The organism is Cryobacterium sp. Y57 (genome assembly GCF_002929505.1).
Lineage (GTDB): Bacteria > Actinomycetota > Actinomycetes > Actinomycetales > Microbacteriaceae > Cryobacterium.
Window position 1 is genome coordinate 31,040 of sequence record NZ_PJJL01000073.1, and the last position, 24,097, is coordinate 55,136.

The following is a 24,097-nucleotide window of genomic DNA, read 5'->3' on the forward strand; positions in this document are numbered from 1 at the left end:
GATGTGGACCGTGGAGCTCCTGCGCTCACGGGGATGCGAGCGTACGCTTAGTGGCCGTGTCGTCGGTTTGGGCAAATGAAGTGCGAATCAAGACTCCGGCCGTCGTGCGTTTAATGGTCAACGCGGACAACGCTGCGGCCAGCGCGAGGAAAGCGCCCGTCACTTCGATGCCCTCTTCGAGAGCGACCATCATGTGGTGCGGCACGCTGGCGCGCGCGAGATCGTTGGCTTGTCCGCCGACCACGATGCCGCCGATGGCCTCGAAACCGACAGCGCCGAGCAAGAATATGATGCCCGCGACGACGAGACGGCGACGGAGATGTCGATTGATTCTCTTGGCGATCCAGAGAACGATCAGGCCGGCAATAACGGCCAACGGCACACCGACCGTTAGCCAAGCGTACGTAAATCGGCTGCCGAGATCGAAGCGCGCGAGCTTTTCATGAAGCTGGGCGATTTCGTCGGCCGACAGCACGACGGCCACGGCAGCGAGTAAAAAATAGGGAACGCTACTTGCTCTCTCATTTCGAACAGCGAACCCGATAGCGGCGAGGGAGAGCCCAATGGTGGCTAAGAGCAGCCCTGACGCCCAGGCCCACAGGTTCGCTTCACCGTCAGCATAGATCAGGCTCGCTAGGGCGCTGAGCGCGGCCCACCCCGGGGTCGTGGTGTCGAGGTTGGCGCGCAGGTAGTGCGCGACGGATCCGACCACAAGCATGAGTGTGAAACCGATGGCGGCGGTCCAGAGAAGCCGCCGTCGAGTCGCGCCCGGAATCCTATCTGTCGTAATGTCCATGGGCAAGGACCGTACGACAAGCCAACGCGCTGCGCACCCCCCAATGTTAGGGGGGGGTACCGACCGTTGCGACCCACCGTCAGCAATCGCGACGTTTTGGGGGCCGGGGGGACGAGTCGCGCAGAGGTGGCCGCGTCGCGCGGAAAGTGCATCAGCTTACTGTTTACGAGCCCCCTGCGCCCTAGTTCAGGCCGCGTCGGTCGAGCAACGGCTGCAGATCGGCGTCGTGGCCGCGCCAATCCCGGTAAGCCTCGAGCGGATCCTGAGTGCCGCCGACTCCGAGCAGGCGATCACGAAAACGATCGCCGTTGGCGCGAGTCAGGCCGCCGTTGTCCCTGAACCATTCCACGGTGTCGGCGTCGAGTACCTCGCTCCAAATGTAGGAGTAGTACCCGGCGTCGTATCCTCCCGAGAATGTGTGCGCGAAGTAGGTGCTCGCGTAACGGGTGGGAACAGCCGGATTATCCAGTCCAACAGAAGTGAGGGCATCCGCTTCGAACCGGGCGACGTCGGCGACGGTCGTGTCGGCGTCAATGCGATGCCAGGCCTGGTCGAGGAGTGCTGCGGCGAGATACTCGCTGGTCAGGAAGCCCTCGTTGAAAGCCGACGATGCCTGGATGCGGTCCACCAGGTGCTGCGGCATCGCCTCACCGGTCTGGTAGTGACGGGCGTAGTTGGAGAGTATTTCGGGCCAGAGCATCCACATCTCATTGACCTGACTGGGGAATTCCACGAAGTCCCGATACACGTTGGTGCCGGAGAACTTGGGATAGGTCGCACGGGCCAGGAGCCCGTGCAGGGCATGACCGAATTCGTGGAACAGGGTGGTGACCTGGTCGTAGGTGAGCAGAGTCGGCTCCCCGGCAGCAGGTTTCGACACGTTGAGGTTATTACAGACCACGCTCGTATCGGTTCCGAGCAGGGCAGACTGCGAGACCAGGGCGTTCATCCAGGCCCCGCCGCGCTTGGAATCGCGGGTGTAGAAGTCGCCGATGTACAGACCGAGCGCTAAGCCTTCTTCGGTGGTGACCTCGAAGACGCGCGATTCAGGGTGCCAGCCGACCAGTTCGGGCCTCGCCGTGAAGGTCAGCCCGTAGAGCTGGTTAGCCGCGTAGAAGACCCCATTGGTCAGTACGCTTTCAAGCTCGAAGTAGGGGCGCATGGCCGCGGTGTCCACGTCGTACTTCTCCCGCCGTACCTTTTCGGTGTAGAACGCCCAGTCCCAGGCCGCCAGCTCGAAACCGCCGCCCTCGGCATCGACCACGGCCTGCAGATCGGCTTGTTCCACGCGGGCATTGGGGGCAGCAGCCGGTGCGAGGCGCCCGAGCAGGTCCCAGACGGCTTCGGGTGACGTGGCCGTTTGATCGGCGGTCACGACAGGCGGCGTGACTGTCAAACCCGAGCAGGCGGGCACGCTGGGCGCGGAGATGAGTAATCTCGATCACGAGAGGCCGGTTGTCATTGGCCGCTCCCGTCGTATCCGAGCGGATGCCGCGGGCTCGGCTCGCTGCGAGCAACCGTTCGCGCACCCCCCGGTCGGTGAGGCTCGCAAGGTAGGGGTGCGAGGTGGGGAGTACGAGGTTGATCAGGTATTTGCCGTCGAGCTGGCGTTCCCGAGCGGCCTCGGCCGCCGCCGAGATCTCGCCGTCCGTGAGTCCGTCGAGCTCGGCCACGTCGTCAAGGACGAGGGCGAGCTCGTTGGTATCGGCCAGCAGGTTCTCTTCGAAGCGGGTGGTGAGGGTCGACAGGCGCGAGTTGACGTCACGCAATGTCTGCTTGTCGTCATCGCTCAGGCCGGCCCCGGCCAGCGTGAACTCGGTGAAATAGCGGTCGATGAGGTACAGAGACTCGGCGTCGAGTGTGAGGCCGGCGCGCTGCTCGTGCACGGCTTCGACGCGCGCGTAGAGGGCGGGATCGAGCCGGATCGCGTCGGCGTGGGCGGCCAGCAACGGCGCGAGTTCTTCTTCGAGGTCGTTCGTGAAGTCAGTGGAGTCGGACGAGCTTTTGTTGAAGAAGACCTCGGAGACCCGGGCGAGCATTTGTCCGCTGCGCTCGAGGGCGACGAGCGTGTTGTCGAAACTGGGGGCATCCGCTGCGCCGGTGATAGCGCTGACTTCGGCGAGCTGCTCGACCATGCCCTGCAGAAAGGCCGGCCGATAGTGGTAATCGGAAATGGACGAGAAGGGCGGCAGCTGGTGCGGCAGCGTGCTGCGCGTGAAAAAAGGGTTGTTCGCGGTGAAAGCCATGCGTCCACACTAACCAACACGGTCCTTAGGTCCGACGGTGCGAAGAAGTAGTGACGTTGATGCCGGATATCGAGCAGCCCACCCGCCCGAGTTACGAGTTATTGCCGCGCGACCACTCGGCACGCACGGCGCTGAGCGCATCGTCGAGACTGACTCCCCGTCGATGTAGGGCCTGTGTGAAGAGTCGCGCACTCGCGCGAGACTCGTCGTCGATGCACTGACCGGCGCGTACCCTGGTGCCGCTGCCCCGACTGGTCGAAATGAGCCCCGCCGCCTCCAACGCGGCATAAGCACGCGCAACGGTGCCCGTCGCTATCTGAAGATCGGTCGCGAGCTGGCGCATCGAGGGCAGGCGCTGGTCCGCTCTGAGCGATCCAGCGCGGATCTGATCCGCCACCTGGGCCCGAATCTGCTCGAACGGCGGCGTGGCCTGGTCTTCGTCGATGGCGATCATGTGCCGAGGCTCAGGACTGCTGAGTGGATGCCGCACTCGTTGTCGAGGCGCGTGCCGGATAAACGCGGCCGAGTGGCTGCCTCGTGGCATCCAGGATCGAGAGGATGACCAGAACCCCTCCAAGTAGAGCGACGATCAGCCCGGTACCCAGCTCGATGAGACCGAAGGCAGCGGCTGGCTGCACGGCGGAGGTGGTCCCGCCGGGCAGGAACGTGATTGCAGCGTTTCTCGTGGCCCAGCCGGCGACGAGCAACACGCCGCCGGAGTAGAGAAACAGTGCACCAGAACTGAGCTGCATGACGACGCGCGTGGCCAGAACTCGCACAGCCCGATCGAGCTCGTCGAAGTGTTCGGGGCGCGCTGCCGAGGCGATTCGACCGAGTGCGAACAGTGTCGCCGCGGCGAGCAGCACGGTCAAGCCGATCAGCGGCACACCGTAATACCAGCCCGGGTAGGGTCCCGCTGTGCGTGAGCCGATGGTGATCGAACGGAAAGCGCCGTCAGGCGGCGTACTAGCGGCCAAGCCGGCGATGACCGCGAAGACGACCACGGCGACTGCAGCACAAAGCGGCAGCAGAAATCCCCAGGCCGGTCCGTACGTCCACACTCGGCGCGGCACCAGGTCGGCCGAGCGGCGCCTGGATCGGTCGGTCACGATGCGCGTCGGGCTGAGGGCGAAGACCAGCAGGCCGATCACCGCAGCGACGCCAGGAGCCAGCATCAGCGGCAAACCGTACCAGCTCGGTTGCGCCTGGTTGATCCGATCGAGCGCCCAGAGCACGACTCCGCCGGCCGCGAGGCCGCCGATGTTGCGCAGCATGATCGAGCGGGCGAACCTGCGCGCGGTCACCGCGTTAATCTCGGGAACCGTCACGACCAGGTCGGCCAAGCGTTTTCGGCTGCTCACCCGAACAATCCCGACCACCAGGAAAAGGAGTAGGAAGTAAATGAGAAACAACATGCACGCCGCCTTGTGTGTATCAGTCAGGTGATACACACAAGGCTAGCAGGCGTCTCATCGCACAGCTACACGTGAAACCCTAAATCCATTCCTCGTCATCGTCATCGACGTTGGTGGACGGCTGCGTGATGGTTGCGCTGTCGTCGACCGGGTTGAACCGAATGATGGTGCCATCGTCGAGCTCGATCACCGGTTTGGACTCCAGCCAGGTCAGAGTCCAGCGCCAGGTGCTGCTGTCGACGGCCAGCGCCGTGACGTCTTCTTCGACCGATCGCACGGCGATTTCAGCAACGTGCGGCAGCCCGGCCGGCAGGGTGCCGCCGAGCGTCCATCGAGTGCCTAACTGCATGATCTAGACGTCGATCTCGTAGGTGACCCAGTCGGTACGCGTTCCGAGCTGCTCATAGAGTACCTGCGCGGTTGCGTTGTCGGCGGCGGTCACGAGCTGAATCTGGGCCAGCTTGTGCGCACGGGCATAGGTCTTGGTGAATTCCATCAAAAGGGAACCGACGCCGTTCTTGCGCGCGTCTTCGGCCACATAGAGATCGTCCAGGAACAGCGCCACGTCGCCGCTGAGGGTACGCGGAACGCTGCGATAGTGGGCAAAGCCGACAAAATCACCATCGTCGTTGACTGCCACGGCACCAACAAGGGCGTTGTTCGTGTCGATAATCCAGCTCCACACCTGCAGGGCTTTCTGATCGGTCAGTTCGCTTTCGTAGAACGCGCTGTAGCCTTCGAACAGGCCCAGCCAGGCAAAAAAGTCCTTGTCGCCCAGTGGGCGGACGGTCACTGACATCTGGTCTCCTAACTTTCCAACACGGTGGCGAACACGATGTCGGTCACAGCGAGTTCGCTGCCGTCGACAAAGGTCAGATTGTGAATGCGACCGACAGCTTTGAGATCAGCGGCGGCCAGGGTGAGTAGGGCGATTTCGGCGGGAGCACCGCATATTATCGCGGAATCCACCTCGGACTTTTGCGACGCTTTCGCATCCGTTTTGGCACGACGGATTCCCGTCAAAGCTCGGCTGGCCAGATCGAGCAGAGCGATATTGCCGGTGGCAACCTCGTCACTGCCGAGCAGATCGGCCGCGACCGGCCACGGCGCGGTGTGCACCGAGCCGTCGTTCGACCAGGACCAGGCTTCTTCGGTCGCGAACGGAACGAACGGCGCGAACAAGCGCAGCAGTGTAGCCAGTGCAGTGCGCAGCGCGGCAACGGCGGAAGCCTGGCCGGGGCCGGGCTCACCGTAGGCACGTTCCTTCACCAGTTCGAGATAGTCGTCGCAGAAAGTCCAGAAGAAGCTTTCCGTGGTCTCCAACGCGCGCGCGTGATCGTAGTTCTCAAATGCGGTCGTGGTTTGGGCGACGACGGCTGTAAGGCCGGCGAGCATGCTCTGGTCGACTGGTTCGGTGATCGGGGCCGTACTGCTGCCCTGCGACATGGAGACGAACTTGCTCGCGTTCAGAATCTTGATGGCGAGGCGACGGCCGATCTTGATCTGCGTCGGGTTCTGTGGGTCGAAGGCCGCGTCGGTACCGAGGCGAGACGATGCCGCCCAGTAGCGCACCGCGTCGGATCCATGCTTTTCGAGCATGTCGGCCGGGGTGACAACGTTGCCCTTGGACTTCGACATTTTCTTGCGGTCAGGGTCGACGATGAAGCCGCTGAGCGCGGCATGCTGCCACGGCGACACCCCGTGTTGCTGCTCGGCGCGCAGCACCGTGGAGAACAACCAGGTGCGAATGATGTCCTGGCCCTGCGGGCGCAGCGAATAAGGGAAGACCAGCTGGAACAGTTCCGGGTCTCGCTCCCACCCACCGGCAAGTTGCGGAGTGAGCGAGGACGTGGCCCAGGTATCCATGACGTCGACTTCGCCCACAAAACCGCCGGCCTCGCCGCGCTGGTTCTCGGTGTAGCCGGGCGCGGCATCCGAGGAGGGATCAACCGGAAGCAGGTCGCGCGTGGCGACGATCGGCTGGTCGAACACCGGGTTGGCGTCGGTGTCGAGCGGGTACCAGACCGGCAGCGGCACGCCGAAGAAGCGCTGGCGGGAGATGAGCCAGTCGCCGGTGAGACCATTCACCCAATTCTCGTAGCGCACCTTCATGAATTCAGGGTGCCAGGCCAGCTCGGTACCGTGCTCGAGCAGTCGCGCGCGTAGCTTCTCGTCACGGGCACCGTTGCGGATGTACCACTGGCGAGTCGAAACGATCTCCAGCGGCTTGTCACCCTTTTCGAAGAACTTGACCGCGTGCACGATCGGCTTCGGCTCGCCGATCAGGTCGCGGCTGGCTGTCAAAAGCTCAACCACGGCGGCCTTCGCGCCGAACACGGTCTTGCCGGCAAGCTGCGCATACGCGTCGCGGCCGACGACGGAGGTGATCGCCTCCGGGGCTTCTGCGATGATGCGACCATCGAAACCCATGATGGCGCGGTTGGGCAGGTCGAGTTCGCGCCACCAGACCACGTCGGTCACATCTCCGAAGGTGCAGATCATGGCGATTCCTGAACCCTTGTCCTTCTGGGCGAGGTGGTGCGCGAGAACGGGAACCTCGACGCCGAACACCGGCGTCGTCACGGTAGTGCCGAACAGGTGCTTGTAGCGTTCGTCATCGGGATGCGCGACGAGGGCGACGCACGCTGGGAGAAGTTCGGGGCGGGTGGTCTCGATCTCGATCGTGCTGCCGTCGGGCTTGAGAAACGACACCCGGTGATACGCGGCGGGCATATCTTTGTCTTCGAGTTCGGCCTGGGCTACAGCGGTGCGAAAAGTGACGTCCCAGAGGGTCGGTGCCATCGCCTGGTACGCCTCGCCGCGTTCGACATTGCCAAGAAAAGCGAGCTGGGAAGTGAACAGCGCCTCCTGGCCGATTGTGCGGTAGGTCTGGGTCCAGTCGACACTCAGACCGAGAGTACGCCAGAGCGCTTCGAACTGCTTCTCATCTTCTTTGGTGAGGGTTTCGCACAGTTCGATGAAGTTGCGGCGGCTGATCGGCAGCTGGTCGGCGGCCTTGGAGCTCTTGCCGTCTCCACCTTCGAACGGTGGAACAAAGTTCTCGGTGTAGCCGAGCGAGGGGTCGCAGCGCACACCGTAGAAGTTCTGCACCCGGCGTTCGGTGGGCAGACCGTTGTCGTCCCAGCCCATCGGGTAGAACACGTTCTTGCCGCGCATCCGCTGAAAACGGGCAACGACATCGGTGTGGGTATACGAGAAAACGTGGCCGATGTGCAGTGAACCAGATGCGGTCGGCGGGGGAGTGTCGATCGAGTAGATCGTCTCGCGGGTGGCGTTCGCTCGTGCAAAGCGGTAAGTGCCGTCGGTTTCCCAGCGAGACTCCCACTTGGTTTCGAGCCCTTCGAGCGCAGGCTTTTCGGGGACGCGGTCGGCGTGGGTCATAACTCTCCGGTTCGGTGTATTCGGCACCGTGTGAATGATGAGGTGCCCGAGTGTGCCCACCTAATCTACCCGATCGGCTCTTTTTCCCCGAACGGGGGTCTTCCTCCCCAGCGTGAATGTGCTCGTTTCACACGGGTCCGCGGGGCACAGCAGCCAGTAACTGCGCCGAGTACGGATGCTGTGGCGCGGCAAAGACGCGCTCCGCCGGGCCGATTTCTACGATGCGCCCGTCACGCATGACCGCGATCTGATCACTGATGTGTTGCACGACACCGAGATCGTGCGAGATGAAGATGAGGCTGAGCCCACGCTCTCGCTGCACGTCGTCAAGCAGATCGAGTACTTGGGCCTGAACGGTCACGTCGAGTGAGGAGACGGGTTCATCACAGATGAGAATCTCGGGTCGACCGGCTAGCGCCCGGGCGATACCAACCCGCTGTCTCTGCCCGCCGGAGAGTTCGAGCGGGCGTCGGGGCAGCACGGTAGGTGCGAGGCCGACCTCGTCGAGCAGGCTGGTGAGTCGCGTCGTCGTGTGCGGGGCGCCACGCTCGCGCCGTAGGTTCAGGGCGTCGGTGAGGATTTCGGCGATACTCCAGCGCGGATCGAACGAGCCGAGGGCGTCCTGATAGATCGCCCCCACGGATGCGCGCAGTTCGCGCCGGGTCTTTTCGCTGGCCGCGCTCCACGGCTCGCCGAAGACGTGGACTTCACCGTGCTCTGGCGCCAGCAACGCGAGCAGAAGACGCGCTACCGTGGTTTTGCCGGAGCCGGATTCGCCGACGATGCCGAGGGTGCTGCCGTGGTGCAACGTGAACGAGACGTCGTCGACGGCGAGCTGACTGGTGCCGTCGGGGCGTCGAAAACTCTTCGACAGCCCGATGGCTTCGAGCACGACGGTGCTCTCGCGCGAAACCTCAGCGCCGAAATTGCTCGGGGTGCTGAGAAAGCTCGGGGTGCTGAGAAAGCTCGGGGTGCTGAGAAAGCTCGGTGTGTCGGGAGTGCTCGGTGCGCCTGACCGGTTGGCCGGGCTCAGTCGCGTGCCGCGTGGTTTATCGGCCGGTATCGCGGCGACCATTCGCCGCGTCTGCTCGTGCTGGGGCGAGCCGAGAACCTGTGCTGTGCGGCCGGTTTCCACGAGTTGTCCGTCGTACATGACGGCGACCCGGTGAGCGATGCGACTCACCACAGCCAGGTCATGGCTGATCAGAAGCACGGCAGTGCCGGCACCGGTGATCTGTTCAAGCAGTGCCAGAATCTGCGCCTGCACGGTGACGTCGAGCGCCGTCGTCGGTTCGTCGGCGATCAGCAGCGGCGGGTTCAACGCAATCGCCGCCGCTATCAAAGCGCGTTGACGTTCGCCGCCGGATAGCTGCCCCGAGAGCTTGCGCACCTGCAACTCAGGTTGTGGCAGGCCGACCGCGTCGAGTAGCTCGAGCACCCGGCGGGCCCGGCCCGCAGCACCAAGAGTGGTGTGCAGCCGCAGCGAATCAGCGATCTCTCGGCCGATCGGCCTCAGCGGATCGAGCGAGACCAGGGCGTCCTGCAACACCAGGCCGACGTCCTTGCCTCGTCGAGCCTGCCATGCGCGATCGGTCAACCCCAAAACGCTCCGCCCGCCGAGCTCGAGCCGGTCGGCACTGACCCGGGAATTCGTACCGGCCAGACCGAGCAGGCTGCGGGCGGTCACGCTTTTGCCCGAGCCGGATTCGCCGACGATGGCGAGGCACTCACCCGGGGCGACGACGAAGGACACACCGCGAACGACCGGTTCGGCCGAGCCGAAACCCACCCGCAGATTGCGCACGGTCAACGCGGCAGCACTGTCACTTTCGAGTACCTGCCCATTCATACGTGCCTCATCCGCCGGTCGATGCTGCGGCCGAGTACCGTGGCGGTCACGGCGGTCAGCACGATGAACAGGCCGGGAAAGAAACTCATCCACCAGGCCGAGGTGATGTAGGTGCGCCCGGCCGAGAGCATGGCGCCCCACTCCGCGGTCGGCGGTTCAGCGCCGAGCCCGAGGTAGCTCAGCGTTGCCGCCCAGACAATGGCCTGGCCGATGCCGAGGGTTGCGAGAACGAACAGGGGGGCGAGGGTGTTGGGCAGAATGTGGCGCAGCAGAATCTGCCACCGAGTGCGGCCGAGCACGGTTGCCGCCTCGACGAACGCTTGTGATCGCACGGTAATCAGCTGGGCCCGAATGATGCGCGCATACCCGGGCGCTGTCGACAGTCCAACAGCAATCGTCGCGGTGACCACGCCGGGGCCGAAGATGACAATGAACAAAAGCGCCAACAGCAACCCCGGAAAAGCGAAAAGTACCTCAAGAAATCGATTGACAGTGAAATCGATGACACGGCCCAGCATCCCAGCCAGGGTGCCCAGCACGATGCCGAGCCCCAGTCCGATAGCGGTAGCGGCAGCCCCGATCACGAGTGAATACTGGGTGCCGTGCACGACTCTGGTGTAGATGTCGCGGCCCGATTCGTCGGTGCCGAACCCGTGCGCGAAGTTCGGCGGCTGAAACGCCGAGAGCGGGTCGATCGCGAAGGGGTCGCCCGGCGCCAACAACTGGGGCACCACCGCTGATGCCACCAGCAGCAGGGCGAGAACGCCAGCCGTTGCCTCGGCAACCCCGAGACGCCGTGACGGGCCGGACTGTCGGGATTGGGCCGAGAGGCCGGTCTGCACTTCGAGGTCGCTCATGTCAGTCGCAATCGCGGATCAACGAGGCGACTGGCAGCATCCGTGAGCAGTGTCATCAGGATATAAGCGACCGCGACGATCATGACCACGCCGGTCACTACCGGAACGTCCCGAAGGGTGACGGCATTGAGCAGGGTGCGGCCAAGTCCGGGGCGGGCGAAAATGGTCTCGACGACGACCGCGCCGCTGATCAGGGAACCGAACGCCCATCCGGAGAGGCTGATCGCCGGCAGCGAGGCATGGCGCAGCGCGTGCACCCAGCGCACACCGCGCTCGCTCTCTCCGCGGGCGCGAGCCGAGAGTACGAAGGGGCTCTCCAGCGCGGCCAGGAGCGATTCGCGCATGATCTGCCCGAGAAATCCGGCCAGCGGAACGGCCAGGGTGAGAACCGGCAATACAAGCCCGGCGATGTCGCCGGTGCTGATTGGCGGCAGCACGCCGAGCCCGATGCTGAACACGACGATCAACGAGGTCGCGAGCCAGAAGTGTGGCAGCGCGGCCGCGACGATTTCAAGGCTCGACCCTACCCGGGCGGCGACTTTGCCACCGCGGGTCGACCAGGTGGCGAGGGCGAGGGCGAGCAGCCAGGCGAGGACGAGGGCGAGAACGGCCAGCAGCAGGGTGCCGCCGAGCTGGCTGAGCACGAGCGGTCCGACATCCATGTTGAGTGCATACGACCGCCCGAGGTCGCCGGTTATGAGCCGGCCCAGCTGGGCGAAATACTGCACGATCACCGGTTGGTCGAAGCCATATTCGGCGCTCACGGCAGCAAGCGCCTCCGGCGAGGCTTGCGATCCCGGGCCCCCCAGAACGGCTTGGGCAGGGTCACCCGGAATGAGGCGCACCGCAAAGAACGTAATGGTGGCCACCATCCACAGCACGAAGACCGCTCCGGCCAGTCGGGCTGCGAGTCGGGGGAGCACCCGGGCCAACATCTCGAGCGCGGCTAGGAATCGCGCGCGCTGGCGCTGTTGCGGTCGGGGAGAGCCCGGCCCGGCCCGGGGCGACCGGCCGGCGCTACCGGTTCAGCCACGCGTCGTACAGCGTGGGAACGGCCACGGTCGGCAGGGTACGCAGACCTATCACGTCGCTGCGCAGCAGAAAGTGGTTCTGCTGGTCGTACAGCGGCAGAATGTAGAAGCCCTCCAGAATGCGGTCCTGGGCATCGGAATAAAGGGACGCGCGTTCTGCGGCATCCGCCGTGGTCGCAGCAGTCGTGAGCAGCTCGTCGATCGCGGGGTCATCGACCTGGGCGAGATTGGCGAAGTAGCCGCTCGGTGCCGGCACGATGCTGTCGGAGTGGTACAGGATGCGCAGGACGTCGGGGCCGACCTTGGTGTACGGCGCGCTGACCGCGTCGTAGTCGTTGCCGGCAAGGGCGGCGTACCAGCTGGAAAGGTCCATCGGGCGCAGTTTTACCTCGAAACCGGTGGCCTTCGCCGTGGCCTGAATCTGCTCGAATACGCTCTGCTCGGCGGGAATGGACTGGTTGGTGCTCACCGGAAACTCCACCGTCAGGCGAACGCTGTCTTTGATGCGGTAACCGTCGGCATCAGTCTCGTCCCAGCCGGCTTCATCGAGCAGGGTGCCGGCAGCGGCCGGGTCATAGGCGAACAGGGCGGCGTTTGAGACGGCGGTCGGCTCGACGCTCGACAGTGCCGAGTACGAGCGGGTCGCCGTGCCCTGGAACAGGCTCGACACGGCGTCGTCGACGTTCGCCGACCGGATGAACGCCTCTCGAACGCGTACATCGTCGAAGGGAGCTTGACCCGAGTTCAGTTCGATGCGGTTGGAAGAGCCGGGACGCGGGGAATCGAGCTCTTCGATTGAATCACTTTGCTCGGCCTGCACGATCGTGTCGGGCTGGGCGTTGTCGATCACGTCGACCTCGCCGGACTGCAGGGCCGCGTACCGCGAAGCGGAATCGGGAATGAACCGCCAGATAACCGTGTCGAGGTAGGCGGGACCGGAATGGCCGGCATCTGCTGGCGGGGAAACGTAGTCCTCGTTGCGCACCAGGGTGATGGCGTTCTGCTTCACCCAGCTCTCCACGATAAACGGGCCGGTGCCGACCGGGGCGGCGCAGTTGTCGTCCTGGCTGCGTTCGAGCGCCGCCGGCGATTCGATGGCGAGCCACGGCTGGGACAGCGATTCCAGCAGGGCACTGTCGGGTTCGCTGAGGGCGAAGCGCACGACGGTGGGGGAGACCGCCTCGGTGCCGGTGACCTTGCCGAGGGCAAGATATCCGGTGGAGGACAGCGTCGTCGGGTCTTGCAGATGAGCGATGTTGGCCTGCACCGCGCTCGCGTCGAAAACCGTGCCGTCGGTGAAGGTCACGTCGTCGCGCAGGGTGAATTCCCAGGTCAGGCCGTCGGCGCTCGGAACCCAGGACTCGGCCAGCCAGGGGATGATCTGGCCAGTGCTGTTGCGGGAGACGAGCGACTCGAGGTATTGGGCGCTGACCAGCGCCTGGGGAAAGTTTCCGCCGACGTGCGGGTCGAGGCAGCTTGGCTCGGCGTCGCCCGAGGCGTAGGTGAGCGTGCCGCCACTTTTGGGTTCACCGACCGATTTGGTCGAACCAGCCGCGGTGCAGCCGGCTACGAGCAGCCCGAGGGCGACCAGGCCGGCGAGGGAACCAAGCGCACGAGTAGTGCACCGTGAAGTGGTTCGCGCCGGAGTGCCAGTTGGGGCGGGGCTGTGGAAGGCGGGCCGGGTAGGCATTCACAAACTCTTTCCCCGGCATTCGCTGCCGAGTTGATAGCACGTTGAACCGGCCCCTCGTGCGAATGAACCGGCCTTTAACACTAACGCCGCCTGCGTTCCGGTAGAATCAAACGCGAATGACAGTGACCCGGCTATCACCGGGAAGTCTTCGGAAGAACGGATGCTCACCCCCGGGTGGACAGCTCAGTAGAACCGAACGAGTCGGGCCCGTCACAGCCTGTGAACAAGCGGTCGCCCGGTAATTGTGGGCGGCAAGCGAGGTGGTACCGCGGCGATTTCTCCAGGATCGTTCGTCCTCGTGGAGCAGGGCCCCTGTGACCCGTCCCGGTAGGAGAAGCAATTTGTACCCCAAGAAGCGCAACGCCCCAAGTGGCAGCACCCCCCTGAACAGCGAGCCGACGCCCGGCGCGAACATCGTTCCGTCGCCGAACTTTCCCGCGCTGGAAGCCGACATACTCGCCTTCTGGAAAAGCGACGACACGTTCCAGACCTCGATCGACCTGCGTGAAGGCGCCGAGGAATGGACCTTCTACGACGGACCGCCCTTCGCCAACGGACTGCCCCATTACGGTCACCTCCTCACTGGCTACGCCAAAGACCTGTTCCCACGGTTTCAAACCATGCGCGGCAAGCAGGTGCACCGCCGTTTCGGCTGGGACACCCACGGCCTGCCGGCCGAGCTCGAGGCCGAACGTAAGCTCGGCATCACCGACAAGAGCCAGATCGAAGAGATGGGCCTGGCCGCGTTCAACGCCGTCGCTCGCGAGTCGGTGCTCGAGTACACCAAGGACTGGGAAGAGTACGTCACTCGCCAGGCCCGCTGGGTCGACTTCGACAACGATTACAAGACCCTCGACATCACCTTCATGGAGTCGGTGATCTGGGCGTTCAAGCAGCTGCACACCAAGGGTCTCGCCTATGAGGGCTACCGGGTGCTGCCGTACTGCTGGCGCGACCAGACCCCGCTCTCCAACCACGAACTGCGCATGGACGACGACGTCTACAAGATGCGCCAGGACCAGACGGTCACCGTGACCTTTCCGCTGATCGGTGCCAAAGCCGAAGCGCTCGGCCTCACTGCGGTACGCGCCCTTGCCTGGACCACGACCCCGTGGACCCTGCCGACGAACTTCGCGCTCGCCGTGGGCCCTGAAATTGTCTATGCTGTGGTGCCGGCCGGACCGAACGGAACGCCAGACGCGGAGGTGCTGCGTGAGGGCAATGATTCATCGGATACCTCCTTCCTCGGTTCGGTAGAAGTACTCGGCGCCGAATACCTCATCGCGATCGACCTGGTCGGCAACTACGCAAAAGACCTCGGCTACGAGACTGCAGCGGAGGCATCCGCTGCCGTATCGCGCACCGTGCTCGGCAGCGAACTCGAGGGGGTCTCCTACGACCGCCTGTTCGACTACTACGCCGACGCATCGATCTGGGGCACCCAGAACGCGTGGCGCATCCTCGTCGCCGACTACGTCACCACGAGCGACGGTACCGGCATCGTGCACCAGGCGCCGGCCTACGGCGAGGAGGACCAGAAGATCGGTGAGGCCGCCGGCATCCCGGTCATCCTCTCCCTCGACGACGGCGGAAAGTTTCTGAGTGACATTCCCGAGGTCGCCGGTCAGCTCTGGAGCGATGCCAACAAGCCGCTCACCGCGCTACTCAAAGCCAACGGCCGACTGCTGCGCCAGGCCAGCTATGAACACTCCTACCCGCACTGCTGGCGCTGCCGTAATCCCCTTATCTACAAGGCGGTTTCGAGCTGGTTCGTGCGCGTCACCGACTTTCGCCCGCGCATGGTCGAGCTCAACCAGGAAGTGAACTGGGTTCCGGAAAACGTGAAAGACGGCCAGTTCGGCAAGTGGATCGGCAACGCCCGCGACTGGTCGATCAGCCGCAATCGGTACTGGGGCTCGCCCATCCCGGTCTGGAAAAGCGACAACCCCGAGTACCCCCGAACGGATGTCTACGGCTCGCTCGACGAACTGGCCGCCGACTTCGGCGCACGCCCCACCGACCTGCACCGCCCCTACATCGACGAACTCACCCGTCCGAATCCCGACGACCCCACCGGCCAGTCCACGATGCGCCGCATTACCGACGTGCTCGACGTCTGGTTCGACTCCGGCTCGATGCCGTTCGCCCAGGTGCATTACCCGTTCGAGAACAAGGACTGGTTCGAGGCGCACAACCCGGCCGATTTCATCGTCGAGTACATTGGGCAGACCCGCGGCTGGTTCTACCTGCTGCACGTGCTCTCCACTGCACTGTTCGACCGGCCCGCGTTTAAAAACGTAGTCAGCCACGGCATCGTGCTCGGTAACGACGGCCAGAAGATGAGCAAGTCCCTGCGCAATTACCCCGATGTCAATGAGGTCTTCGACCGCGACGGCGCCGACGCCATGCGTTGGTTCCTGATGAGCTCGCCGGTGCTGCGCGGCGGCAACCTCGTCGTCACCGAGGAGGGTATTCGCGAGAGTGCCCGCCAGGTGATGCTGCCGCTGTGGAGCACCTGGTACTTCTTTTCCCTCTACGCCAACGCCTCGGGAACCGGCGGTGCCACCGGCTCCGACGCACGGGGCTATGAAGCACAGTGGCGCACCGACTCCACTGACGTTCTCGACCGCTATCTGCTCGCCAAGACCCGCGACCTGATTGTTGGTGTCACGACCGATCTCGAAGCGCTCGACAGCACGGTTGCGGCTGCTCGCCTGCGCGACTTCGCCGACGTACTCACCAATTGGTACGTGCGCCGGTCACGCGACCGATTCTGGGGTGGAGCGGCCGAAAACGCCACCGCCCACGAAGCCTTCGACACCCTCTACACCGTTCTCGAAACCGTGTGCCGCGTCACCGCGCCGCTGCTGCCGCTGGTCACCGAGCGCATCTGGCAGGGCCTGACCGGCGGTCGCAGCGTTCACCTCGAGGACTGGCCAGACGCCACCCTATTCCCCGCCGACGAGAACCTCATCGTCGCGATGGACCAGGTGCGCCTGATCAGCAGCACCGTGTTATCGCTGCGCAAGCAGGCCAGCCTGCGCGTGCGCCTGCCGTTGACCAACCTCACCGTCGTCACCGGCAACACCGCCGCACTATCGGCGTTCGTAGGAATCCTCCGCGATGAGGTCAATGTGAAAACGGTCACCTTGGTCGAGCTCGAAGATGACAGTGCCGCCGCCTACGGTGTCACGAGCAAGCTCGTCGTCAACGCCCGGGCTGCCGGTCCCCGCCTCGGTAAGCAGGTACAGCACGTTATCAAGGCCGCGCGCGCCGGAGACTGGAGCGAATCCAACGGCGTCGTCACGGCCGGCGGCATCGCGCTCGAAGCGAGCGAATTCGAGTTGACGCTCGAAGCGAACAACGTCGGCACTGACGGCGGGACGGCCTTGGCGTTGTTGCCCGGTGGCGGGTTTGCGCTTCTCGCAACGAACACCACGCCCGAACTTGAAGCTGAGGGTTTCGCCCGCGACCTGATTCGCGCCGTGCAGGACACCCGCAAGTCGGCTGGTTTTTCGGTGAGCGACCGCATCCGTCTCGATCTGGTCTTTCAGAGCGAAACGGATGCCGAATCCTTCGACCTCGCCCTCGGGGTCGATGTGGCGGCCGAAACACTCGCCACGAGTTTCACCACTCATCGTCCGTCAACCGGGGAAATTCTTGCGGAGTTGCCGTCGGAGTGGCTCGAAGCTCGTGTCGGCGCTCCCGTCGAACACTACGTTCGGTTTGAAGCACACCACTATGTCAACCAGGGCGCCGTCATTGTGGCTGTCGCACGCGTGAACGGAGCCATCCTTGTCTGAGAACGACACCCCCACCGACGGCGTACCCGACGACGACAGCACTGACTGGAAGAACATCACCGGGCGCGGCGACGATGAGGAGCCGATGAACCAGCCGGCTCCGCTGGACGCTTTTCGCGAAGCCGGCGACGCCGTGTTCGCTGAACTATTGCAGCGGGTGGGGGAGGCGCAGCCGCAGCCGCGCCTGGCCCCGACCCGGCGCGCCCTCGATTTTCTCGGCGACCCGCAAGGGTCGTACCCGATCATCCATGTGGCCGGGACGAACGGCAAGACCAGCACGAGCCGCTTGGTCGAGAGCATTGTTCGGGCCTACGGGCTGCGCACCGGCCTGCTGACCAGCCCGCACCTGGTGCGGCTGAACGAGCGCATCGTCATTGACGGCGAGCCGATCAGCGACCAGATCCTCGCCGCTAACTGGGCCGACATCCAGCCCTACCTGCAGCTCGTCGACGCTGAACTCGACGCCGCCGGCGAAGTACCGCTGACCTTCTTCGAGGCGCTCACCGTGCTCGCGTACGCCTGCTTCGCTGACGCGCCGGTGGATGTGGCCGTGATTGAGGTCGGTATGGGCGGCGAGTGGGACTCCACCAACGTCGCCGACGGGCAGGTCGCGGTGTTCACTCCGATCGCGCTGGACCACACCCTGCGACTCGGCACGACCGTCGCCGAGATCGCCCGCACCAAGAGCGGCATCATCAAGCCGGCAGCCGCCGTTGTCTCCGCAGCGCAGAGCGCGGACGTGCAGGCCGAACTCAACCGTGCCGCCGAGCTGAGCGAGGCGACACTCGCTCGTGAGAACGAGGGCTTCGAACTGATTTCCAGTACCGTCGCTGTCGGCGGACAGGTCATCTCGGTGCGCGGTCTCGCCGGCACCTACACGGATCTGTTCCTGCCGCTCTACGGCACCCATCAGGCCCACAATGCGGCGCTTGCCATCGCTGCCGTCGAGTCGTTCCTCGGTGCGGGCAGCCAGGCGCTGGTCGGCGACCTGCTCGCCGAAGGCCTCGGCTCGGCGACTTCGCCCGGTCGGTTGCAACTCGTCGGCATCGAACCGACCGTGCTCGTAGACGCCGCGCACAACCCGCACGGCGCCGGCGCTCTCGCCGCCGCCCTCGAGGACTACTTCGACTTCGATGAAATCGCCGTGGTTGTCGGGATTCTCGCCGACAAGGACGCCCAGGGCATCATCGCCGCCCTCGCCCCCCAGGTCGACCGGTTCTACGTCACGGAGCCGCACTCCGAACGCGCCGCGCGCATGGACGACCTCGCCGACAACATCGCCGAGTGGACGAGCGATGAGGTCACGTTTCGCTTCGACGACCTGGCCGGCGCGCTGGAGAGCGCGCGGGAGTGGGCCGCCGAGGCCCCCAAGCGTGCCGTGCTCGTCACCGGGTCGATCGTGCTCGTCGGCGAAGCGATCACCCTGGCGGCCGCCGGCGAATGGATGGAGAAATGAGCTCCGTGGGCGCCGACGATGCCGACGCTGACCCGGGCGCAGGTCGGTTTCGCCGGTCGTCGGGCCCGCGCTCGGTCAAACGCTCGCTCGCTACCATCGTGCTCGGTTTCGAAACCATCGTCGTGTTTCTCGGTGCGGTGGTCACCCTCGGGCTGGTCTCGGTGGCGACCGAGCCGGGTCCGGTCTCACCGCTGACTGTCATCATTGGCGGTGCGCTGCTCTGCCTGGCCATGGTCGTCCTGATTGCACTACTGCGTTTTCGCTGGTCCTACCCGATCGGCTGGCTGCTGCAGGCGGTCATCATCGCTACCGGGTTTATCACCCCGGCCATGTTTTTTGTTGGCGCCCTCTTTGCTGCCATGTGGACGTACTGCATGGTCACCGGCTCACGAATAGATCATCAGAAGGAGATTGAATGAACACCACGGTCGAAGAAACCCTCGTTTTAGTCAAACCCGACGGCGTTGCCCGCAACCTGACCGGCGAGATCCTGCGACGCATCGAGGCCAAGGGATACTCCTTGGTTGACGTGAAGCTGGTCGAGCCTGACCGCTCACTTCTCGCGGCACACTATGCCGAGCACGAGGGCAAACCATTCTTCGAGCCCCTCGTCGAATTCATGGAAAGTGGGCCCATCGTCGCGTTCCGCGTTGCAGGCAACCGGGTCGTCGAGGGGTTTCGCGCCCTGGCCGGCACGACCGACCCCACGACCGCCGCGCCCGGCACGATCCGCGGAGACCTCGGCCGTGACTGGGGCTCCAAAGTTCAGCAGAACCTCGTGCACGGCTCGGACTCGCCCGAGTCGGCCGCGCGTGAGCTCGCGCTCTGGTTCGACTGACCGAACAGCATCCGGTAGGTACAGGATTGGCCCGTCTCATCCGTGAGGCGGGCCACTCCTGTTTACACCAGCGCGTCACAGCCGATTCAACACGTCCATATTGACCTGCGCGACGATGAAGAACACGATGTAGCAGACGATGGTTATGACGAATATCCAGGAATACGCGGCGTCGGCCACGCGGCGTACGGATGCCCCACCGGGCAGATTGCCCACCGTGAAGTTGTACAGCGTCACAGCCAAAAAAGCCGGAATGGTCACCGCCCAGGTCACCATGCACCACGGACACAGAACGTCAAGCACGAAAATACTCTGGGCGATCAGCCAGATCACGAAAACAATCGCGGCGAGCATGCCCACGTTCAGACCGATCCAGAACCAGCGGGCCAATTTGGCCCCGGCCAGAATGGCGACACCGATCGTGACAACCACGCTCCAGGCGACGAGCCCGATCAGCGGGTTCGGAAAGCCGAGCACTGCGCCCTGGGGCGAGGCGAGGTTGGTCGCGCATCCGATCAGAACACTGAAGCTGCAATTCAATTGAGCGTTCGGATCCTCCAGCAGGTGGATCTTGTCGAGGGTGAGGGCGAATGCCGCTGCAAGTGCGATTAATCCGGCGATGATCAGGAAAATAGCCAGGCCGGTTGGACGCTGAGAACGCTCTGTCTGAGGCACGCTTGCGATTATGCCACGCGTGCTGCGCGGGTTTGTGCGATTACATGCGATAATCACTGGTAGTCGTTGAGCCGCGCTCAAGCAGACGCCAAAGAAGCTTGCCTGGGCAACAGTCGCCCAGAATTAGGGTCCCACGATCCGAAGTATTTGCAGCCAGAGCACAGTCCCCGAACAGCAACAGGGGACAACGCCGGTTGCCGCAGTAAAAAAAGTTCGCGGAATCGTCACGAAGGTGACAATCCCGCACGAGAGAGTAACCGGTGGATGGCGCGGTCATCCACAACGGTCAAGGAGCGCACCAGTGATGGTGGAAGACAACGAAAACAAAAAACGCAAGAGCCTGTTCGGCCCTCGCAAATCAACCCGGAAGGCGCCGGTCACCCGTTCAACAGCACCAGCGATCGAGGCTCCGGCAGCGTCAGTGACCGCTGAGCCTGCAACCGCTGAACCTATACCCGCCAAGACAACCATCGCGGAGTACAACAACGTCACCGGAGCGCAGCAGATGACCGGCGTCACGTCCGCAAACGACACGGCGAGCGACGGATCAGTCGCGCCGGCAGCGACACCCGTACGCCCGTCGTTGTCTCTATTGTTCCAAGCGCCGGAAATTCTGCCGATGATGGCACGCACGGGTATCCGCTCGGCGCAGGAGTCGCACCAGCAAGAACGCGATCTGGATGACGACGAGGAAGAAGAGGCGACGACGGTTCGGCGTCGAGCCCGTCGGCGCACCGGCGACGAAAACAGATCAGGCTCCGACGACCCCGCCAACACGGTGGTCAAGGTGCGCGCCCCGCGCGAACCCGAACTCATCACCGAACCTCAGCGCATCAAGGGGTCAACCCGGCTCGAAGCAAAGAAGCAGCGTCGCCGCGACGGCCGTGACGCCGGCCGTCGCCGCCCGGTTATCACGGAGGCAGAGTTTCTCGCCCGTCGTGAGTCCGTCGACCGCCTCATGGTCGTGCGCGCCAAGCACAATAAAATCCAGATTGGTGTGCTTGAAGACGGCGTGCTGGTCGAGCACTACGTCGCCAAGAACCAGGACGCCTCCCTCATCGGCAACGTCTACCTCGGGCGGGTGCAGAACGTGCTCCCGAGCATGGAAGCCGCCTTCGTCGATATTGGGCGTGGCCGCAACGCTGTGCTCTACTCCGGTGAAGTCGACTGGGATGCTGCCGCCGAGAACTCCGGCAGCAACAATCAAGCCCGCCGCATCGAGCTCGCGCTCAAGCCCGGCGACAAGGTGCTCGTGCAGGTCACGAAAGACCCGATCGGGCACAAGGGTGCCCGCCTCACCAGCCAGGTCTCCCTGCCTGGCCGCTACCTCGTCTATGTACCCAACGGTTCGATGAACGGCATCAGCCGCAAGCTTCCTGACACCGAACGCGCCCGCCTGAAGAAGATTCTCAAGGAGGTCCTCCCCGACAACGTTGGCGTGATCGTGCGCACCGCTGCTGAGGGCGCGACCGATGAGCAGCTCACTGTCGATGTCAACCGGCTTCGTGAGCAGTGGGCGCACATCGCTGAGCAGGTCGAGTCCGCGCAGGCGCCCGCCGAACTGCACAGCGAGCCCGACCTGCTCGTCAAAATCGTTCGGGACGTCTTCAACGAAGACTTCCAGCGCATGGTCGTGGCCGGCCCCGACGTGCGGTCCACGATTGAGACGTACCTGAGCCAGGTCGCTCCCGATCTGCTCGAGCGCATTGAAACCTACGAGGGCGAGATTGATTCCTTCGATCAGTTCCGCATCTCGGAGCAGATCGAAAAGGCCCTCGACCGCAAGGTCTGGTTGCCGTCCGGCGGATCCCTCGTGATCGACCGCACCGAGGCCATGACCGTTGTCGATGTCAACACCGGCAAGTTTGTTGGCAGCGGGGGAAACCTCGAAGAGACCGTCACCAAGAACAACCTTGAAGCGGCTGAAGAGATCGTGCGCCAGCTGCGCCTGCGCGATATCGGCGGCATTATCGTGGTCGACTTCATCGACATGGTGCTCGAGTCCAACCGCGACCTCGTGTCGCGCCGGCTGATCGAATGCCTCAGTCGAGACCGCACCAAGCACCAGGTGGCCGAGGTCACCTCGCTCGGGCTCGTTCAGATGACGCGCAAAAAGCTCGGCCTCGGACTGTTGGAATCGTTCAGCGAAGACTGTGAGTCCTGCGCCGGACGCGGCATCATCGTGCACCACGACCCGGTCACCAAACACCGCCAGACCGCGCAGCCGCCGCAGGAACGCCGTCCGCGCGCCAAGGGCGGCAGCAATGCGGCGGGCGCCAACGGTGGAGGAAACAACGGTGTGGGAAACGGCCGTGACAATTCGGGCCAGCGCGACGGTTTCAACCGCGACGCGCACTCCGGCAGCAGCGCCGGGTTCGACGCGCCGAAAAGCGGTCAGGGCACCCACGGCATCACGGAGGACGCCAAGCAGGCCCTCGCGCTGATCGCTGCTCGTACCATCACCCGCACCGGCTCCATCGCGATCATCCCAGCTTCGGATACGCGGGCAGCGGATGCTGGTGCAGCGAAGGTCGTACCGGTCACCACCGGTACTGCCAGCACCGGCACTGCCAGCGCCGAGGCTGTCACTATCGAGGCTGTCAGCACCGAGTTGGCTGGCACGGAGTTGGCTGGAATCGTACCGGCTGGCACGCTGCCGGCTGGCGATGGACCCGCCAGCACCGAGGCGGTCGAACCGACGAACACCGAGCGTTCACGAGGCCGTCAGTCGCGATCGCGCGGTCAGGGCGGGCGCGGTCAGCAGTCGCGGTCCGAACAAGCTCGTGCCCGTCAGGCCAGTACGGAACAGGCCAGTACGGAACAGGCCAGTACGGAACAGGCCAGTACGGAACAGGCCAGTACGGAACAGGCCAGTACGGAACAGGCCAGTACGGAACAGGCCAGTACGGAACAGGCCAGTACGGAACAGGCCAGTACGGAACAGGCCAGTACGGAACAGGCCAGTACGGAACAGGCCAGTACGGAACAGGCCAGTACGGAACAGGCCAGTACGGAACAGGCCAGTACGGAACAGGCCAGTACGGAACAGGCCAGTACGGAACAGGCCAGTACGGAACAGGCCAGTACGGAACAGGCCAGTACGGAACAGGCCAGTACGGAACAGGCCAGTACGGAACAGGCCAGTACGGAACAGGCCAGTACGGAACAGGCCAGTACGGAACAGGCCAGTACGGAACAGGCCAGTACGGAACAGGCCAGTACGGAACAGGCCAGTACGGAACAGGCCAGTACGGAACAGGCCAGTACGGAACAGGCCAGTACGGAACAGGCCAGTACGGAACAGGCCAGTACGGAACAGGCCAGTACGGAACAGGCCAGTACGGAACAGGCCAGTACGGAACAGGCCAGTACGGAACAGACGGGCGCTGAGCTGGGGAACATCGGTCAGACCAACACGGGACAGACCAACACGGAACAGGTCGACGCAGCCGTATTGGCTACGCCGGGTACCGAGCCGGTCGTCGGCACCGTCACCACTGCTGGGGCGCCCCGCACCCGCGGTGGTCGCAGCGCCCTGCCGGCTGGGGCGCCGGCTGTGCAGTCGCCCGTGCAGTCGCCTGTCGCCGTGCCGTCACTCGTGGACGTGCAGTCACTCGCAGCCGATATAGCGGAGTCTGTCGATATCCTCGACATTCCGGTGAAGAAGGCGTCGCGTACCGCGGGGCGCCCCAGTAAGCAGGTCACTGACCAGCTGCTGGACTCGGTGTTGGATTCGCTACCCGAGCCGAAACTTCCCGGTCAGGGACGTGCGCGCAGCCGCCGCGTCACGACCGCTGGAGGTTCTGGTGGGCAGGCCATTCTGACCAAGACGGGTACGGCGACGTCCGCTTCGGCACCGAGCCAGTTGCCGCCGGGTGAATAGGCCGCGGCGCCAAATCAGGCGATAACGTAATCGGTCCGTAGCTCTCTGCTGGGGCGATAGCCTGTCGGCCTTGCCCAGGGGACCCGATCGCCATTATCACCATGCAGCGGGCCGTCGGCTGGGGCTGCCACATCCTCGTGGCACACCAGCCGG

Annotated in this window: 16 protein-coding genes and 1 pseudogene; 5 read left to right on the plus strand and 12 right to left on the minus strand. The window is 64.3% G+C overall.

The window, feature by feature from the left end; all coding sequences use genetic code 11:
• Positions 1–25 precede the first annotated feature (25 nt).
• From CXY72_RS17475 to CXY72_RS17525, 11 genes and pseudogenes are all read right to left on the minus strand, one after another.
• Positions 26–796, minus strand: coding sequence for a hypothetical protein (locus CXY72_RS17475; protein ID WP_104128948.1), 771 nt, complete (start codon positions 794–796; stop codon positions 26–28).
• Positions 797–977: 181 nt separating this feature from the next.
• Positions 978–3,042, minus strand: a pseudogene (locus tag CXY72_RS17480) (M3 family metallopeptidase).
• A gap of 91 nt (positions 3,043–3,133) precedes the next feature.
• Positions 3,134–3,496, minus strand: coding sequence for a GntR family transcriptional regulator (locus CXY72_RS17485; RefSeq protein WP_104128949.1), 363 nt, complete (start codon positions 3,494–3,496; stop codon positions 3,134–3,136).
• Between the two features lie 10 nt (positions 3,497–3,506).
• Positions 3,507–4,457, minus strand: coding sequence for a hypothetical protein (locus CXY72_RS17490; RefSeq protein ID WP_104128950.1), 951 nt, complete (start codon positions 4,455–4,457; stop codon positions 3,507–3,509).
• A 79-nt stretch (positions 4,458–4,536) separates the two neighbouring features.
• Complete coding sequence (locus CXY72_RS17495; RefSeq protein WP_104128951.1) at positions 4,537–4,806, minus strand: hypothetical protein; 270 nt, start codon at positions 4,804–4,806, stop codon at positions 4,537–4,539.
• Between the two features lie 3 nt (positions 4,807–4,809).
• Complete coding sequence (locus CXY72_RS17500; protein WP_104128952.1) at positions 4,810–5,256, minus strand: GNAT family N-acetyltransferase; 447 nt, start codon at positions 5,254–5,256, stop codon at positions 4,810–4,812.
• Positions 5,257–5,264: 8 nt separating this feature from the next.
• Positions 5,265–7,859, minus strand: coding sequence for a valine--tRNA ligase (gene valS, locus CXY72_RS17505; protein ID WP_104128953.1), 2,595 nt, complete (start codon positions 7,857–7,859; stop codon positions 5,265–5,267).
• 127 nt (positions 7,860–7,986) lie between these two features.
• Positions 7,987–9,708 carry an ABC transporter ATP-binding protein gene (locus CXY72_RS17510; RefSeq protein WP_104128954.1) on the minus strand — a complete coding sequence of 574 codons (1,722 nt, stop codon included), beginning with the start codon at positions 9,706–9,708 and terminating at the stop codon, positions 7,987–7,989.
• Positions 9,705–10,565, minus strand: a complete 861-nt coding sequence (locus tag CXY72_RS17515) for an ABC transporter permease (protein ID WP_104128955.1) — start codon at positions 10,563–10,565, stop codon at positions 9,705–9,707. The genes CXY72_RS17510 and CXY72_RS17515 overlap by 4 nt, the downstream gene beginning before the upstream one ends.
• Positions 10,562–11,488 (minus strand): ABC transporter permease, encoded by a 927-nt coding sequence (locus CXY72_RS17520; RefSeq protein ID WP_370446279.1) that lies wholly within the window; start codon positions 11,486–11,488, stop codon positions 10,562–10,564. Before CXY72_RS17520 ends, CXY72_RS17515 begins: the two co-directional genes overlap by 4 nt.
• A 94-nt stretch (positions 11,489–11,582) precedes the next feature.
• Positions 11,583–13,286, minus strand: coding sequence for an ABC transporter substrate-binding protein (locus tag CXY72_RS17525; protein ID WP_104128957.1), 1,704 nt, complete (start codon positions 13,284–13,286; stop codon positions 11,583–11,585).
• A 386-nt stretch (positions 13,287–13,672) separates the two neighbouring features.
• Here CXY72_RS17525 and ileS point away from each other — a divergent pair, with 386 nt between their 5' ends.
• The 4 genes from ileS (at position 13,673) to ndk (ending at position 19,386) form a co-directional block, all read left to right on the plus strand.
• Positions 13,673–17,092: an isoleucine--tRNA ligase gene (gene ileS, locus CXY72_RS17530; RefSeq protein WP_233197945.1), complete on the plus strand. Its 3,420-nt coding sequence runs from the start codon at positions 13,673–13,675 to the stop codon at positions 17,090–17,092.
• Between the two features lie 85 nt (positions 17,093–17,177).
• Positions 17,178–18,548 carry a folylpolyglutamate synthase/dihydrofolate synthase family protein gene (locus CXY72_RS17535; protein ID WP_104129208.1) on the plus strand — a complete coding sequence of 457 codons (1,371 nt, stop codon included), beginning with the start codon at positions 17,178–17,180 and terminating at the stop codon, positions 18,546–18,548.
• The gene (locus CXY72_RS17540; protein ID WP_233197927.1) at positions 18,545–18,967 is read left to right on the plus strand and encodes a DUF4233 domain-containing protein; all 423 of its coding nucleotides are present in this window, start codon (positions 18,545–18,547) and stop codon (positions 18,965–18,967) included. Before CXY72_RS17535 ends, CXY72_RS17540 begins: the two co-directional genes overlap by 4 nt.
• Positions 18,964–19,386 carry a nucleoside-diphosphate kinase gene (gene ndk / locus CXY72_RS17545; RefSeq protein ID WP_104128960.1) on the plus strand — a complete coding sequence of 141 codons (423 nt, stop codon included), beginning with the start codon at positions 18,964–18,966 and terminating at the stop codon, positions 19,384–19,386. The genes CXY72_RS17540 and ndk overlap by 4 nt, the downstream gene beginning before the upstream one ends.
• Positions 19,387–19,461: 75 nt before the next feature.
• Here the strand turns inward: ndk and CXY72_RS17550 are convergent, their stop codons facing one another.
• On the minus strand, positions 19,462–20,061 hold the full coding sequence (locus tag CXY72_RS17550) for a vitamin K epoxide reductase family protein (protein ID WP_199184085.1): 600 nt from the start codon (positions 20,059–20,061) through the stop codon (positions 19,462–19,464).
• Between the two features lie 304 nt (positions 20,062–20,365).
• Between CXY72_RS17550 and CXY72_RS20265 the strand changes: the two genes are divergently transcribed.
• The gene (locus tag CXY72_RS20265) at positions 20,366–23,944 is read left to right on the plus strand and encodes an Rne/Rng family ribonuclease (RefSeq protein WP_233197946.1); all 3,579 of its coding nucleotides are present in this window, start codon (positions 20,366–20,368) and stop codon (positions 23,942–23,944) included.
• Positions 23,945–24,097 lie beyond the last annotated feature (153 nt).

Excerpts from the sequence above, each read along its gene's own strand:
- valS (WP_104128953.1), bottom strand. The coding sequence starts at position 7,859 with ATGACCCACGCCGACCGCGTCCCCGAAAAGCCTGCGCTCGAAGGGCTC.
- CXY72_RS17540 (WP_233197927.1), top strand. The coding sequence starts at position 18,545 with ATGAGCTCCGTGGGCGCCGACGATGCCGACGCTGACCCGGGCGCAGGT.
- CXY72_RS17525 (WP_104128957.1), bottom strand. The coding sequence starts at position 13,286 with ATGCCTACCCGGCCCGCCTTCCACAGCCCCGCCCCAACTGGCACTCCG.
- CXY72_RS17490 (WP_104128950.1), bottom strand. The coding sequence starts at position 4,457 with ATGTTGTTTCTCATTTACTTCCTACTCCTTTTCCTGGTGGTCGGGATT.
- CXY72_RS17500 (WP_104128952.1), bottom strand. The coding sequence starts at position 5,256 with ATGTCAGTGACCGTCCGCCCACTGGGCGACAAGGACTTTTTTGCCTGG.
- CXY72_RS20265 (WP_233197946.1), top strand. The coding sequence starts at position 20,366 with ATGGTGGAAGACAACGAAAACAAAAAACGCAAGAGCCTGTTCGGCCCT.
- CXY72_RS17495 (WP_104128951.1), bottom strand. The coding sequence starts at position 4,806 with ATGCAGTTAGGCACTCGATGGACGCTCGGCGGCACCCTGCCGGCCGGG.
- CXY72_RS17510 (WP_104128954.1), bottom strand. The coding sequence starts at position 9,708 with ATGAATGGGCAGGTACTCGAAAGTGACAGTGCTGCCGCGTTGACCGTG.
- ndk (WP_104128960.1), top strand. The coding sequence starts at position 18,964 with ATGAACACCACGGTCGAAGAAACCCTCGTTTTAGTCAAACCCGACGGC.
- CXY72_RS17475 (WP_104128948.1), bottom strand. The coding sequence starts at position 796 with ATGGACATTACGACAGATAGGATTCCGGGCGCGACTCGACGGCGGCTT.
- CXY72_RS17535 (WP_104129208.1), top strand. The coding sequence starts at position 17,178 with ATGAACCAGCCGGCTCCGCTGGACGCTTTTCGCGAAGCCGGCGACGCC.
- CXY72_RS17485 (WP_104128949.1), bottom strand. The coding sequence starts at position 3,496 with ATGATCGCCATCGACGAAGACCAGGCCACGCCGCCGTTCGAGCAGATT.
- CXY72_RS17515 (WP_104128955.1), bottom strand. The coding sequence starts at position 10,565 with ATGAGCGACCTCGAAGTGCAGACCGGCCTCTCGGCCCAATCCCGACAG.